This window comes from Caulobacter segnis, assembly GCF_003243465.1.
In the GTDB taxonomy this organism is placed as follows: domain Bacteria; phylum Pseudomonadota; class Alphaproteobacteria; order Caulobacterales; family Caulobacteraceae; genus Caulobacter; species Caulobacter segnis_A.
The window spans coordinates 1-14,272 of record NZ_QFQZ01000045.1 but is presented as its reverse complement, the minus strand read 5'-3'; the positions used below and the strand labels follow the sequence as shown (position 1 = coordinate 14,272).

Sequence of the window (14,272 nt, the reverse complement as noted above, 5' to 3'; positions counted from 1 at the left end):
TGACAGCGCTTAGTCAGGTTCGTTTCAGCCACCGATGCTATGAGTGGGGTAACCCAGGGAGGCTGGCCATTCGCGTCCTGCTCGTCGAAGATGATCCGGAGATCGCTCGCCGCCTCGCCGCGGCGCTGGCGGAGGCGAGCTTTGTCGTCGACCTCGCGGGCGACGGCGAGACCGGCCTGCTGCTGGGGCGAACCAATGGCTTCGACGCGGTAGTTCTGGATCTGGGCTTGCCGCGCCTGCCGGGCCTGGAGGTGCTGAAGCAATGGCGTCGCGAAGGTCGCGATATGCCGGTGCTGGTCCTGACGGCGCGCGACGGCTGGACCGACCGGGTCGATGGCTTGAACGCCGGCGCCGACGACTACCTGGGCAAGCCGTTTCAGAACGCCGAGGTGGTGGCGCGCCTGCGGGCGCTGACGCGGCGCTCGGCGGGGCGCTCTTCGCCGGTCATGCGACGCGGCGACATCGTGCTCGATCCGGAGGCGGGGACCGTCCAGCGCGGCGACGAAGCCATCGAGCTGACCGCCCGCGAGCTGAAGGTCCTGGCCTATCTGATGCACCGCGCGGGCCGCGTCGTGTCCCAGGGCGAGCTGATCGACCACGTCTACAGCCTGGATGAGACGCGCGAGTCGAACACGATCGAGGTCTATGTGGCCCGCCTGCGCAAGAAACTAGGCAAGGACGCGATCCGCACGATCCGAGGCCTGGGGTACAAGTTCGCCTGATGCGCCAGCTCTGGACCAGTTTCCGCACCCGGCTGATCGTCGGCGCCGTCATCTGGATCATCGCGGGCTTGGCGGTTAGCGGGTTTCTGCTGTCGGAGCTGTTCAAGGCTCACGTCACCCAGCAGTTCGATGACGAGCTGCACGGCCACGCCGCCGAGTTGGCGGCGCTGATCGAGCTCACGCCGGACGGCAAGCTCGTCTTGCATCGGCGCCTTAGCGATCCCCGCTTCCTGCCCAAGGACTCTGGTTTCTATTGGCGGGTCGAGGCGCGCAGCGGCCAATCGATCACCTCGCCGTCACTGGCGGGGCGCGACCTGCCGCTGCCCGGGCCCTTTCCGCCTTCCGGAGCCGAGCGGCATGTCTTTGTCGATGGCCCCTCGGGGCAGTTGCGTCTGGTCGAGCGATCGGTGGCCACGCCGAATGGTCCGCCGCTGCGACTGGGCATCGGCGTTGATCAGCGGCTCCTCGACGAGGTGCTGGGGCGGTTCAACTGGACCCTCTTTCTATCCCTGACGATCGTCGCTTCCGGCCTGATCGCCGCGGCGATGCTGCAGGTCTGGTTTGGCCTCAGGCCCCTGACCCGCATGCGTCACGCGCTGTCGGCCGTCCGTATGGGGCGGGCCAGCCGACTTCCCGAGGACCTGCCCAGCGAGGTGCGTCCCCTGGCGATCGACCTCAATGCGCTGCTCGAGGGCAATCAGGAGATGCTGCGGCGCGCCCGCACCCAGGCCGGCAATCTGGCCCATGCGCTCAAGACACCCCTGGCCATCCTGACCGATGAGGCCGAGCGGATGAGAGCCTCGGGGCAGGTCGAGGCCGCCGACGTAATCACCCTGCAGTGCGAGCGGATGCGACGGCAGATCGACTACCAGATCGCGCGCGCCCGGGCGGCGGCGCTCAAGCGCGCGCCCGGCGTCGCCGCTGACGTTCGCGCGACGCTGGACCCCATCGTCGCGGCGTTGTCGCGCCTCTACGCGCGCCGGGACGTGTCCTTCGCCGTGACCTATGAGGCTGATCCAATCGTCGCCGTGGACGGTCAGGACCTAAGCGAGATCCTCGGCAATGTGCTCGACAACGCCGGCAAGTGGGCCAGTTCGCGGACGGAGGTCGTGGTTCGACGCCGGGGCGACGTCGCCGAAATCGTCGTCGACGATGACGGGCCGGGCCTTCCGCCCGAGAGCTACGAGCACGTCTTTGGCCTTGGCGAGCGGCTCGACGAGCGAACGCCGGGGCATGGCCTGGGGCTATCGATCGTCCGCGACCTGGTGGGCCTGTACGAGGGCCGCGTGATGCTTGACGCGGCGGCGCTTGGCGGGCTTCGGGTGATCCTGATCTTCCCGGCGGCTACGGCGTAAATCAGCGTCCGCCGCGACGCCGCCAGGCGTGTCGTGGTTCGTCACGTCCGCCGGGACGCTGGCGGCATGGAACCGTGCCAGGTCGGCGAGCGGTAAGCTGTGACGATTTTGGCTTGGGGCCAGGCCTCATTCGTCGAGCGGGGCGGCGATGGCCTAGACCGCATCGATCGGGAGTTTGAGATAACGGACCCCGTTGGCCTCGGGCTTGGGGAGCCGGCCGGCCTGGATGTTCACCTGGACGGACGGCAGGATCAGCCGGGGCATGGGCAGGGTGGCGTCGCGGGCATGACGCTTAGCAACGAACTCGGTTTCGCTCACACCGTCGTGCAGATGGATGTTGTTGGTCCGCTGCTCGGCGATCGTGGTTTCCCAGCGATAATCGGTCCGTCCGGGCGGTAGGTAGTCGTGGCAGAGGAACATCCGCGTTTCTGGGGGGAGCGCCAGGAGGCGGCGAACCGATGCGAAGAGGGTCGCCGCGTCGCCGCCGGGGAAGTCGCAGCGCGCCGAGCCATAGTCGGGCATGAACAAGGTATCGCCCACGAACACCGCGTCGCCGATTACATAGCTGACGCAAGCCGGCGTGTGGCCCGGCGTGTGGAGCACGACCGCTTCCATTTCACCGATCCGAAAGCGCTCGCCGTCTTGGAACAGGTGGTCGAACTGAAGACCGTTGGCCGAAAACTCATCGCCGAGACCAAAGAGCGCGCCGAACACCTTTTGCACGGCGGTGATATGAGCGCCGATCGCGATCTTGCCGCCGAGCTGCTCCTGGAGGTAAGGCGCGGCCGAAAGGTGGTCAGCGTGGGCGTGCGTCTCCAGAATCCAGTCAACCGACAGACCCTCGCGCCTGACGTGCGCGATGATCTTGTCGGCATTGGCGTGGCTGGTGCGTCCCGAGGCCGGATCAAAGTCCAGAACGCTGTCGATGATCGCGCAGGCGCTCGAGGCGGGGTCCTTGACGATATAGGACACCGTGTAGGTGGCCGCGTCGAAGAAGGCCCGAACGTCTGGGGCCATCCGAGATTGGGCCAGCGCGCGAGCGACCTTAAGGGGGAGGTCTTGGGACGGCATAGTCCAGTTCCGAGTTGAAATTGGCTTTGTCTTTATATATGCGAATGTGCGAATATATCAATGGCTCATGAGGCGCTCGTGGATCCGCATATGATCGTGACCGCGCTGGCGAGCGGCGCCCTGGTCGGCGCCCTTTTGGGACTGTTCGGAGGCGGGGGCTCGGTGCTCGCCACGCCCCTGCTGCTCTACGTCGTCGGCATGCGCGATCCCCACCTGGCGATCGGCACCTCCGCGGCCGCCGTCTCCGTCAACGCGGCGGCCAATCTGATCGGCCACTGGCGCGGCGGGCGGGTCAAATGGCCCTGCGCCAGCGTCTTCGCGGCGGCCGGGCTGGCTGGATCCTTTCTGGGCTCCAGCATCGCCAAGCTGATCGACGGCCAGAGGCTCTTGCTGTTCTTCGCCTTGGCCATGGCCGCCATCGCGATCTCGATGATGCGCAGACCGCGCTCCGAGGGCGATCCCGACGTCCACATCACCTGGCCTCTGGTCCGGCGGCTGGCGCCCCTGGGCGTGCTGACAGGCGCGGCCGCCGGCTTCTTCGGCATCGGCGGCGGCTTCCTGATCGTGCCGGGGCTGATGGCCGCGACGGGCATGACCATGGCCAACGCCGCGGCCTCGTCGCTGGTCTCGGTGGCGCTGTTTGGGGCGGCGACGTCCTTCAACTACGCGCTGTCGGGCTGGGTCGACTGGAAGATCGCCGGCGTGTTCGTGGTGGGCGGCGCGGTCGGCGGGCTCGCCGGTGTCAAGGGCGCGACCCTGCTGGCCGGCCGGGCGCTGTTGGCGCGCCGACTATTCGCCGTCCTGGTTCTGGTGGTGGCGGCCTATGTCGCCTGGCGCGCCGTGGGCGTGCTCTGAAGCCTCAGCCCGCTGTGCGGTAGATGTCCGACAGCGTGGCCAGGACGCGCGCGGCGTTGGGGTCGCTGAGGCTATAATAGATCGTCTGGGCTTCGCGACGCGTCGCGACGAGGCCCTCGGCGCGCATCTTGGCCAGGTGCTGAGACGTCGCCGACTGCGCCAGGCCCGCATGCTCTGAAAGTTCGCCGACCGAGGCTTCGCCATCCGCCAGGCGGCAGAGCAGCAGCAGCCGCTGCTCGCTGGCCAGCAGTTTGAGCAGCCGCGCGGCGTCGCTGGCGCAGGCGCGCAGGTCGGCGACGTCGGACGGCGAATGGCAGGAAACAGCGGGAGCGGTCATTGGAGCCAATGTAGAAACATGGGTTTCAGGATCAAGCGGTCTTGGTCTTCACCGGAGCGTCCGGATCGCGCAGGACGACATAGATCGCCGGAATGACCAGGACGGTCAGGACGGTCGAGGACGCCAGGCCAAACAGCAGGGAAATGGCCAGGCCCTGGAAGATCGGGTCGGTCAGGATCACCGCCGCGCCGATCATCGCCGCCAGGGCGGTCAGCAGGATTGGCTTGAAGCGGATCGCGCCCGCCGTCAGCAAGACCTCGCGTAGCGGCTTTCCGTCCTCGGCGCTGTGGCGGATGAAATCCACCAGCAGGATCGAGTTGCGGACGATGATCCCGGCCAGGGCGATGAAGCCGATCATCGAGGTCGCGGTGAACGGCGCGCGGAACAGGATGTGGCCCAGCACGATGCCGACCAGGGTCAGCGGGATCGGCGTCAGGATCACCAGCGGCAGGCGGAAGCTTTTGAACTGCGCCACCACCAGCACGTAGATGCCCAGGATCGCCACGCCGAACGCCGCGCCCATGTCGCGGAAGGTCACCCAGGTGATCTCCCACTCGCCGTCCCACAGGACGGTCGGGCGGCTCTCGTCGGCGGGTTGGCCGTGCATGCGGATGTCGGGCTTGGGCGTCGCGCCCCAATCCATGTCGCGCAGGCGCTTGTCGACGTCCATCATGCCGTAGATCGGCGCCTCGTAGGCGCCGGCCAGCTCGGCCATGACCATGTCGACGTCGCGGCCATCGCGGCGGAACACGTGGGTTGAGCCCGCCTCGCGCTTGGCGTCGACGACTTCCGAGAGTTCGACCAGACGGCCGTTGGCCGCCCGCGCCACGGGCGTCGAGCCCAGGGCCTCGCCCCAGGTGCGGGCGCTTTGCGGCAGGCGAACCGAGATTTCCAGGGGATCGCGACCTTCGCCGCGATGGGCGTAGCCGACGACCTGGCCGCCGAACGCCGCGCCGATCGAGTCGAGCACGTCGCGGTCGGAGACGCCGAGGGCCTCCAGGCGCGAGCGGTCGGGAACCAGGCGCAGGGAGGGGCGGGGCGCGCCCCAGCTGTCGTCGATGTCGACGATATAGGGCACGGCGTGGAACGTCGCCTTGACGCGCTCGGCGACCGCGCGGCGGGTGGCGGCGTCGGGGCCGTAGATTTCGGCCAGAAGGGTGGCCATGACCGGCGGTCCGGGCGGCGCCTCGACCACCTTGATGGCCGCGCCGGCGGGCAGGGTGATCCGCGCCAGGCGCTCGCGCAGATCCAGGGCCACGGCGTGGCTCGAGCGCTTGCGTTCGTCCTTTGGCGCGAGGGCCACGGAGAGGTCGCCCTGCTCGGGACGGGCGCGCAGATAGTAGTGGCGAACCAGGCCGTTGAAATTGAACGGCGAGGCGGTCCCGGCATAGGCGTCGATCGCGACCGTCTCGGGCAGGGTTCCGGCGATGGCGGCGGCCTGAGCCAGGGTGCGCTGAGTGATCTCCAGCGACGTGCCTTCGGGCATGTCCAGCACCACCTGCAGCTCGGACTTGTTGTCGAACGGCAGCAGCTTCACGGTTACGGTCTTGGTGGCGAACATGGCGCAGGCCAGCAGGGTGGCGACGCCGACCCCGCCCAGGAACATCCAGGCTGAGCGGCGGTTCTGGATTACCCGGCCGGCGACCCGGCGATAGAGCGCGCCCAGCTTGCCTTCGTCCTCATGGCCGTGGCCGCTCGGCGCGCCTTCCAGCGCCTTGCGGGCGAAGCGGACCATCAGCCACGGCGCGATGACCACGGCCACGAAGAACGAGAAGACCATGGCGGCCGAGGCGTTGACCGGGATCGGCGCCATGTAGGGGCCCATCAGACCGGACACGAACAGCATCGGCAGCAGGGCGGAGACGACGGTCAGCGTGGCCACGACCGTGGGATTGCCGACCTCGGCCACCGCCTCGACGGCGGCCTCGATCCGGCCGCGTCCATCATTCATCGCCCAGTGACGGGCGATGTTCTCGATCATGACGATGGCGTCGTCGACCAGGATGCCGATCGAGAAGATCAGGGCGAACAGGCTGACGCGGTTGATCGTGTAGCCCATCAGGTTCGAGGCGAAGAGCGTCAGCAGGATGGTGGTTGGAATGACCACGGCGGTGACGCCGGCCTCTCGCCAGCCGATGGCCAGGCCGATCAGCACCACGATGGAAAGGGTCGCCAGCCCGAGGTGGAACAAGAGCTCGTTGGCCTTGTCGTTGGCGGTCGCGCCGTAGTCGCGCGTGACGTCGACATTCAGCGTCGCGGGCAGCAGCGAGTCTTTCAGGGCCTCGACGCGATCCAGCACGGCCTTGGAGACGACTACCGCGTTGGCGCCCTTGCGCTTGGCGATGGCCAGGCTGACCGCCGGCGCCTCGCTCCAGCCGTTCTCGAAACGCGCGTAGCGGCGGACCTGGGTCTGGTCCTCGCGCGGCCCTTCGGCGACGTCGGCGACGTCGCGGACATTGACCGCCTCGCCCTTGGCCGAGGGCAGGGCCAGCAAACCGATCTCGGCGGCGCTCTTCAGGTCGCGCCCGGCGGTGACGGCGACCGCCTCGCCGCCGTTGCGCACGTCGCCGGCCGGGAAGGCGCGGGTCGCCTGCCGGATGGTGTCCATCAGCGCGCCCATCGACACGCCGCGCAAAGCCAGGCGAGCCGGATCGGGCGTGACGCGGATCTCGCGGGGACGGCCGCCGACGATGAAGGTCAGCCCCACGTCATCGACCTTGGCGACCTCGGTCTTCAGCTTGCCGGCGACCTCGCGCAGGCTCTCGTCGGTCCAGCGGCCCTCATAGCCCGGCTTGGGCGACAGGGTCAGGACCAGGCTCGGCACGTCGTTGATGCCGCGCGTCTGGATCAGCGGCTCGGGGACGCCGGCGGGGATGCGGTCGTAGTTGGCGCGAACCTTCTCGTGGATGCGCACGGCCGCGGCGTCGGGGTCGACGCCAACCTTGAACCGGGCCGTGACCATCACCTGGTGGTCGTCGGCGAAGGTGTAGACGTGCTCGACGTCGTTGACACTCTTGACGATCGCTTCCAGCGGCTTGCCGACCAGCTCGACGGCGTCGGGCGCGGAGAGGCCCGGGGCGGCGACCATGATGTCGACCATCGGCACGCTGATCTGCGGCTCCTCCTCCCGGGGGATCGAGAACAGCGCCAGGAGGCCGACGGCGATCGCGGCCATCAGGATCAGCGGCGTCAGCGGCGATCGGATCGTCGCCTTGGTCAGGCGGCCGGAGAGCCCAAGGTTCATCGCCCCGCCTCCGCCGGCGTCAGGACGTCGCCGAGCCGAAGGCCGGACAGGACCTCGACCATGCCGGGATCAGCGGCGGCCGAGGTCTGGACGGGACTGTCGGCGACCGCGCCGCCCTTGTCGACCAGGCGGACATAATCCACGCCAAAGCGGGTGACGACGTAGCGTCGCGGGATCACGACCGCTTGGCGCTGGCCGACCGAAACGAAGGCTCGAACCTTCCGCCCGACCAGCGCCTGAGGAAGATCGGCGGCGGTGACGTCCGCGACGATCTGGCCGCCGGTGACGGCGGGATAGACCTGGCTGATCTGCCCGGACGCGGCCGCGCCGCCCAGATCCTCGGCGGCGAAGCGGACCTTGCCGCCGACCTTCAAGGCTGAGGCCTCGCCTTCGGGAAGGGTGATGCGCACGACCGGCGGTCCAGCGGTGATCGTGGCGATCGACTGTCCAGGCATGACCACCGAGCCCAAGGGCACATCGGCGGTCAGCACGCGTCCGGCCGCGGGGGCCAGCACCGCGCCCTGGGCGCCGAGTTCGGCGCTGGCTCGCGCCTGGGCGCGGGCGGCGGCGAGCCCCGCGCTGGCGGTCTTGGCCGCCGCCTGCACCTGGTCCAGGCGGGCCTTGGCGTAGACGCCGTGATCATAGAGGTCCTGGGTGCGGGCGAGATCGGCCTCCGCCTGCGCGGCCTGGGCGGCGGCGGCGGCGACCTGGGCGTCATAGGCGCTGGTCTGCAGGCCAATCCGCTCGTCGCGGACGATCGCGATCGTCTGGCCCTGGCGCACGACGTCGCCTTCCTTGACCAGCAGACGCGAGATGGTTCCGGGGATGCGGGCGCGCGCCTCGGCCATGTCGCGCGTCGTCAGCGTGGCGGGGACCGGTTTGAGATCATCGACGACCGAGGCGCGGACCGTCAGGCGGTCGGCGGCGGGGGCCATGACCACGGCGGGCTTGGTCGAGACTTCGTCCTTGCCGCAGGCGCAGAGCAGGGCCGCTAGGCCCAACGCGCCGATCAACACTGGCTTGGTGGTCATGCGTCGCTCCCCAGGATTTTTCTTCTTGGCTCAGCCGCGATCGCTGATCTGGCCGCTCGCGGCGTCCAGGCTGACGGTGGGCAGGCCCGCGGCCTTCCACGCCATAATCCCGCCGCCCAGATGGCTGTCGAGCTTGTGGCCGGCGGCCCGGCAGCGATCGATGGCGGTGGCCGAGCGCTTGCCTGAACCACACTGCATGACGATGCGCTTGTCGTCGGCCAGGGGCAGGGCGGCCGGATCGAAGGTCGACAATGGGAAGTTCAGGGCGCCGTGGATGCGTTCAGCGGCGAATTCAGCGGGCTCGCGCACGTCGATCAGGAGAATCTGGCCAGCATCCAGGGCCGCCTTCACTTCAGCGGGGGTGAGATCCTTCACCTTCGAACCGAACATGATCGTCTCCGTCGCGGGGCTTGATGGGAATAAAATTCGTAATTGCGAATATGCGAGAATTGGAATATTAAGTCAAGCGCGGCTGGTTGACGGAGATCATGGCCGCTCCGGCCGGCCGGTGCGCTGATCGGGATCAAACCCATAGGGAGAAGCCAGGTGGTAAAGCCTCGCATCGTCGTTCTGGGAGCCGGTCTTGGCGGCGCCATCGCCGCGTTCGAGATCAAGCAGGCCGTCGGCAAGAACGCCGATGTCCATGTCGTCTCGCAGGGCGACACCTTCCATTTCGTGCCCTCCAATCCCTGGGTCGCCGTGCGCTGGCGCAAACGCGACGCCATCGAGGTCAGGCTGCCGCCGATCTTCCAGAAGAAGGGCATCGCCTTCACAGGCGTCGGCGCCAGCAAGGTCGACCCCGCGACCAACACGCTGCGTTTGGCCGACGGCCAGGCCCTGGCCTACGACTACCTGGTGATCGCCACGGGTCCTGAGCTGGCCTTCGACGAAATTCCCGGCCTGGGACCGCACGGCGGCCACACCCAGTCGGTCTGCCACGTGGCCCACGCCGAGACCGCCGCCGACGCCTTCGACAAGTTCTGTCAGAACCCCGGTCCGATCGTGGTCGGCGCCGTGCAGGGGGCCTCGTGCTTCGGGCCGGCTTACGAGTTCGCCCTGATCCTCGACACCGAGCTGCGCCGCCGCAAGATCCGCGACAAGGTGCCGATGACCTTCGTCACCTCGGAGCCGTACGTCGGCCACCTGGGCCTGGACGGCGTCGGCGACACCAAGGGCCTGCTCGAAAGCGAGCTGCGCCAGCGCCACATCAAGTGGGTGACCAACGCCAAGGTCGCCTCGGTCGACGAAGGCCTGATGCATGTCGAGGAGATCGCCGAGGACGGCTCGGTGCATGCGCGTCACGACCTGCCGTTCGGTTTTTCGATGATGCTGCCCGCCTTCCGCGGCGTCGAGGCCGTGCGCGGCGTCGAGGGTCTGGTCAATCCGCGCGGCTTCATCCTGATCGACAAGCACCAGCGCAACCCGACCTATCCGAACATCATGGCCCTGGGCGTCTGCGTCGCCATCGCGCCGACCGGCAAGACGCCGGTGCCGGTGGGCGTGCCCAAGACCGGCTTCATGATCGAGAGCATGGTCACGGCCATCGCCCATAACTTCAAGGAGATCCTGGACGGGCAGGCGCCCACGCACGAGGCGAGTTGGAACGCCATCTGCCTGGCCGACTTCGGCGACGGCGGCGTGGCCTTCGTCGCCCAGCCGCAGATCCCGCCGCGCAACGTCAACTGGTCGGCCAGCGGCAAGTGGGTTCACCTGGCCAAGGTCGGCTTCGAGAAGTACTTCCTGGGCAAGGTCAAGCGCGGCGAGAGCGAGCCGTTCTACGAAAAGCTGGCCCTCGATATTCTCGGCGTCAACAAGATCAAGGGCGCCTGACGATGCGCCAGTTCGCTTGTCCATCTTGCGGCGCGTCCAATCGCGTTCCCGAGGATCGCGATCCGGCCGCCGCCCGATGCGGCCTTTGCAAGGCGGCGGTCTTCTCCAGCGCGCCGCTGGATGTCGACGCCCAGGGGCTGGAGCGTCATCTGGCCGGCACCAAGGGCGTGCCGGTGCTCGTCGATGTCTGGGCGCCATGGTGCGGACCCTGTCGCGCCATGGCGCCGCAGTTCGCGGCGGCCGCGGCGCGTCTGGGCGCTCGGGCCCGGCTTCTGAAGCTCAACGCCGACGACAATCCCGGCCCCTGCGCACAGTACGCGGTCCAAGGCATCCCGGCGCTGCTGCTCTTCCAGGATGGGCGTCTGATGACCCGCAAGGCGGGCCTGATGAGCGCTGATCAACTCGTCGATTGGGTGAGCTTGGCCACGGCCAAGGCCGCCGTCTGATAGCCAAAGGAATAGTCCCATGACCCTCGATCGCGCCGTGCTGGCCTTCGCCGGCTTCGTCGTTCTGCTCGGGCTGGCGCTCGCGCACTTCGTCCACCCGTACTGGGCTGGGCTGTCGGCCTTCGCGGGCCTGAACATGATCCAGGCCGCGTTCACCGGCATCTGCCCGGCGGCCATGATCTTCAAGAAGCTGGGCGTGAAGCCGGGGACGGCGTTCCGCTGATGCGCCGCGCCGCCCTGATCGCAGCCAGCGCCCTTTTTGCCTTGCCGCTCGTCGCGCGGGCGACCACGCTTGAGGAGGCCATCGCGGCGGCGCGCGCCTACAATCCCGACCTCCGCGCGGCCAGGGCCCAGACGAACGCGGCCGGGGCGCGCCTCGACGCGGCCAAGGGGGCGCGGCTGCCCAGCGTTGGCCTGGCTGGCGACTATATGAGCGGCCGCAACGATCTGGGCGGCTTCTTTGGCTTCGCGGCGGCGGACGTCGATCCGCGCTCGGCGCGATTGGAAATCGCCCAGCCTCTCTACGCCGGCGGCGCCATCGCGGCGGGGATCGACCAGGCCAGAGCCGGGCAGGCCGGCGCCAAGGCCCGCCTGGTCCAGGCCGATGACGCGTTGCAGGTTGCCGTCGCGCGCGCCTATGTCGGCGTCCGAACCACCGAAGCCTTCTTCGAGGCCAGCCAGGCGCAGGCCAAAGCGTTCGACGAATGGACCCGACAGGCGCAACTGCGGTTCGCGGCCGGTGAAATCCCGCGCAGCGATCTGGAGCTCACGCTCGCGCGCGGAGCCGAGGCGCGAGCGGGGACGGCGAGGGCGCGGGGCGCTCTGGCGGTAGCGCGCGCCCGGTACGCGGCGCTGGTCGGCGGCGAGCCTATCGCGCTCGAGCCGGTCGCCGACGACGGCGCCATGCCCGCGCTGGACGAGGTCCTGGCCCGGGCCGAGGCCGTCAGCCCCGCGCTGCGGGCCGCCGAAGCTGGGGTTCGCGCGGCTCAGGCGGCCGCCAGGGCCGCCGCGGCCCAAGGCTTGCCGAGCGTCAGCGTCGCGGCCCGCGCCGAACAGGTGCGAGACCAGTTCTTTCCGGGCTACCGCTCGGACGCCGTCACGATCGGCCTGCAAGGGCGCTGGACGTTGTTCGCCGGTGGCCGCGTCCAGGCGGCCAAGGCCGAGGCGTCCGCGGGCGTGCGCGCCGCCGAGGCCCAGCGCGACGCCGCGCGCGCTGGATTGAAGACGGCGGTCATCGCCGCCTGGAGCGACCTTCAAGCCAATCGTCTGGCGGCGCTCGCCGCGCGCGACCAGGTGGCGGCCGCCAACCGGGCTGTGGACAGCCTGCGCCAGGAGGTGCGGGTCGGCCAGAGGCCGTTGCTGGACCTGCTGGACGCCGAGCGCGACCAGCTGGGCGCGGTCGCCAGAGCCCTCGCCGCCGAGGGCGAGGTGACGGTGAGCGCTCGCCAGCTGCGGGTTTTGGCGGACGCTGGGCCTTCGGCGCGGCCTTAGAGCCGAGGCGATCAGCGCCGCGTTCCGCATCAATACGTAATTGCGAATATTAGAAGATGGTGGGATTTGGGCGGCGCCTTCTAGGAGACTTGAGATGGTGATCGACGCCGCGGTTATCGATCTGTCGCGACTTCAGTTCGCGTTGACGGCCCTCTACCACTTCCTGTTCGTGCCCCTGACGCTGGGGCTCTCCTTCATGCTGGTCATCATGGAGAGCATCTATGTCATGACCAAGCGCCCGATCTGGCGCACGGTCACCCGGTTCTGGGGGACGCTGTTTGGCATCAACTTCGTGCTGGGCGTGGCCACGGGCATCACCATGGAATTCCAGTTCGGGATGAACTGGTCCTACTACTCCCACTATGTCGGCGACATCTTCGGCGCGCCGCTGGCGATCGAAGGCCTGATGGCCTTCTTCCTCGAAGCCACCTTCGTCGGCCTGATGTTCTTCGGCTGGGACAAGCTCAGCCGCGTTGGGCACCTGTTCGTAACCTTCATGGTCGCCCTGGGCACCAACCTCTCGGCCCTGTGGATCCTGGTCGCCAACGGCTGGATGCAGAACCCGATGGGCGCGGGCTTCAACCCCGACACCATGCGCATGGAGGTGTCGAGCTTCCGCGACGTGCTGTTCAACCCCGTCGCTCAGGCCAAGTTCGTGCACACGGTCAGCGCCGGCTATGTGATCGCCGCGGTCTTCGTGCTGGGGATCTCGGCCTTCTATCTGCTGAAGGGCAAGTATGTGGGCGTCGCCAAGCGCTCGATGACGGTGGCCGCGGCCTTCGGCCTGGCGTCCTCGCTGTCGGTCGTCGTGCTGGGCGACGAGAGCGGCTACGCCCTGACCGACAATCAGAAAATGAAGCTCGCGGCGCTCGAGGCCATGTGGGAGACGGAAGCGGCGCCGGCCGGGCTGACGGCCTTCGGCGTGCCGAGCCTGGCCGATCGCAAGACCCACTACGAGATCAAGATCCCCTACGTGCTGGGTGTCATCGCCACCCGCAGCTTCGACAAGCCGGTGGAGGGCATCTTCCAGCTGGTGGCCAAGGCGCAGGACCGTATCGAGTCCGGCGTGATCGCCTATGGCGCCGTCGAGGCGCTGAAGGCCAATCCCAGCGACCTGGCCGCGCGGGCGACCTTCGAACAGCACCGCCGCGACCTCGGCTACGCTCTGCTGCTCAAGCGCTATGTCGCCGATCCGCGTCAGGCCTCGCCCGCGCTGATCCAGAAGGCGGCCTGGGACACGGTGCCGCCGGTGCCGGTGATGTTCTGGGCGTTCCGGATCATGGCCGGCATCGGCTTCCTGATGATCGCCCTGTTCGCCACGGCCTTCCTGCTGGTCACCCTGCGCAGGCACGACACCAAGTGGTTCCTGATGCTGGCGGTGGCGGCGATCCCGCTGCCCTGGCTGTCGGCGGAGCTGGGATGGGTGCTGGCCGAGGTTGGTCGTCAGCCCTGGGCGGTGGACGGCGTGCTGCCGACCTTCCTGGGGGCGTCCAGCCTGACCGTTCCGCAGCTGCTGACCAGTATCGCGGCCTTCACCCTGCTTTACGGCGCCCTGGCGGTGGTCGAGATCGGCCTGATCCTCAAGACCATCAAGTAGGGGCCCTTTGCTCAGCATGAGCCCGCGCTCGACGGTTCGCCAGAACCCGAACCGGCCGTGGCGTAAGAGGAGCCAGTCCTATGGATATCCCCGTTGATTTCGCCACGCTTCGCGTCATCTGGTGGGCCCTGGTCGGCGTCCTGCTGATCGGCTTCGCCCTCACCGACGGCTTCGACATGGGCGTGGGCGCCCTGCTGCCCTTCGTCGCCAAGACCGACAAGGAACGCCGGATGGTGATCAACACCATCGGCGCGACCTGGGAAGGCAACCAGGTGTGGTTCATCCTGGGCGGC

At 68.5% G+C, this 14,272-nt stretch carries 13 protein-coding genes and 1 pseudogene; 9 read left to right on the top strand and 5 right to left on the bottom strand.

Annotation, left to right across the window (positions count from 1 at the left end):
* Nucleotides 1-68 precede the first annotated feature (68 nt).
* The gene (locus DI526_RS14205) at nucleotides 69-722 is read left to right on the top strand and encodes a response regulator transcription factor (protein WP_304279217.1); all 654 of its coding nucleotides are present in this window, start codon (nucleotides 69-71) and stop codon (nucleotides 720-722) included.
* A complete protein-coding gene (locus DI526_RS14200; protein WP_304279130.1) occupies nucleotides 722-2,077 on the top strand; it encodes an ATP-binding protein in 1,356 nt (451 codons plus the stop codon). The genes DI526_RS14205 and DI526_RS14200 overlap by 1 nt, the downstream gene beginning before the upstream one ends.
* A 153-nt stretch (nucleotides 2,078-2,230) precedes the next feature.
* On the opposite strand, the gene DI526_RS14195 is transcribed toward DI526_RS14200, so the two are convergent.
* Nucleotides 2,231-3,094, bottom strand: a complete 864-nt coding sequence (locus DI526_RS14195; RefSeq protein WP_304279215.1) for an MBL fold metallo-hydrolase — start codon at nucleotides 3,092-3,094, stop codon at nucleotides 2,231-2,233.
* 132 nt (nucleotides 3,095-3,226) lie between these two features.
* On the opposite strand from DI526_RS14195, the gene DI526_RS14190 reads away from it, so the two are divergent.
* Nucleotides 3,227-4,003: a sulfite exporter TauE/SafE family protein gene (locus DI526_RS14190; protein WP_304279127.1), complete on the top strand. Its 777-nt coding sequence runs from the start codon at nucleotides 3,227-3,229 to the stop codon at nucleotides 4,001-4,003.
* Nucleotides 4,004-4,007: 4 nt separating this feature from the next.
* Here DI526_RS14190 and DI526_RS14185 read toward each other — a convergent pair whose 3' ends face one another.
* Genes DI526_RS14185 through DI526_RS14170 form a run of 4 tightly spaced genes read right to left on the bottom strand, consistent with a single transcriptional unit; the run spans nucleotide 4,008 to nucleotide 9,005 of the window.
* Complete coding sequence (locus tag DI526_RS14185; protein ID WP_304279124.1) at nucleotides 4,008-4,340, bottom strand: helix-turn-helix transcriptional regulator; 333 nt, start codon at nucleotides 4,338-4,340, stop codon at nucleotides 4,008-4,010.
* 31 nt (nucleotides 4,341-4,371) lie between these two features.
* Nucleotides 4,372-7,584, bottom strand: a complete 3,213-nt coding sequence (locus tag DI526_RS14180; protein WP_304279121.1) for an efflux RND transporter permease subunit — start codon at nucleotides 7,582-7,584, stop codon at nucleotides 4,372-4,374.
* Nucleotides 7,581-8,615 (bottom strand): efflux RND transporter periplasmic adaptor subunit, encoded by a 1,035-nt coding sequence (locus DI526_RS14175; protein WP_304279119.1) that lies wholly within the window; start codon nucleotides 8,613-8,615, stop codon nucleotides 7,581-7,583. The genes DI526_RS14180 and DI526_RS14175 overlap by 4 nt, the downstream gene beginning before the upstream one ends.
* A 30-nt stretch (nucleotides 8,616-8,645) precedes the next feature.
* The gene (locus DI526_RS14170) at nucleotides 8,646-9,005 is read right to left on the bottom strand and encodes a rhodanese-like domain-containing protein (protein WP_304279116.1); all 360 of its coding nucleotides are present in this window, start codon (nucleotides 9,003-9,005) and stop codon (nucleotides 8,646-8,648) included.
* Between the two features lie 156 nt (nucleotides 9,006-9,161).
* Here DI526_RS14170 and DI526_RS14165 point away from each other — a divergent pair, with 156 nt between their 5' ends.
* The 6 genes and pseudogenes from DI526_RS14165 to DI526_RS14140 form a co-directional block, all read left to right on the top strand.
* The gene (locus DI526_RS14165; protein ID WP_304279114.1) at nucleotides 9,162-10,445 is read left to right on the top strand and encodes an NAD(P)/FAD-dependent oxidoreductase; all 1,284 of its coding nucleotides are present in this window, start codon (nucleotides 9,162-9,164) and stop codon (nucleotides 10,443-10,445) included.
* Nucleotides 10,446-10,447: 2 nt separating this feature from the next.
* The gene (locus tag DI526_RS14160) at nucleotides 10,448-10,891 is read left to right on the top strand and encodes a thioredoxin domain-containing protein (RefSeq protein ID WP_304279111.1); all 444 of its coding nucleotides are present in this window, start codon (nucleotides 10,448-10,450) and stop codon (nucleotides 10,889-10,891) included.
* 19 nt (nucleotides 10,892-10,910) lie between these two features.
* Nucleotides 10,911-11,114, top strand: a complete 204-nt coding sequence (locus tag DI526_RS14155) for a DUF2892 domain-containing protein (protein ID WP_304279109.1) — start codon at nucleotides 10,911-10,913, stop codon at nucleotides 11,112-11,114.
* Nucleotides 11,114-12,382: a TolC family protein gene (locus DI526_RS14150; RefSeq protein WP_304279106.1), complete on the top strand. Its 1,269-nt coding sequence runs from the start codon at nucleotides 11,114-11,116 to the stop codon at nucleotides 12,380-12,382. The genes DI526_RS14155 and DI526_RS14150 overlap by 1 nt, the downstream gene beginning before the upstream one ends.
* Nucleotides 12,383-12,482: 100 nt before the next feature.
* A pseudogene (locus DI526_RS14145) lies at nucleotides 12,483-14,045 on the top strand (cytochrome ubiquinol oxidase subunit I).
* 14 nt (nucleotides 14,046-14,059) lie between these two features.
* Nucleotides 14,060-14,272: cytochrome d ubiquinol oxidase subunit II (locus DI526_RS14140; protein WP_304279103.1), on the top strand; the 213-nt coding region annotated here is incomplete at its 3' end.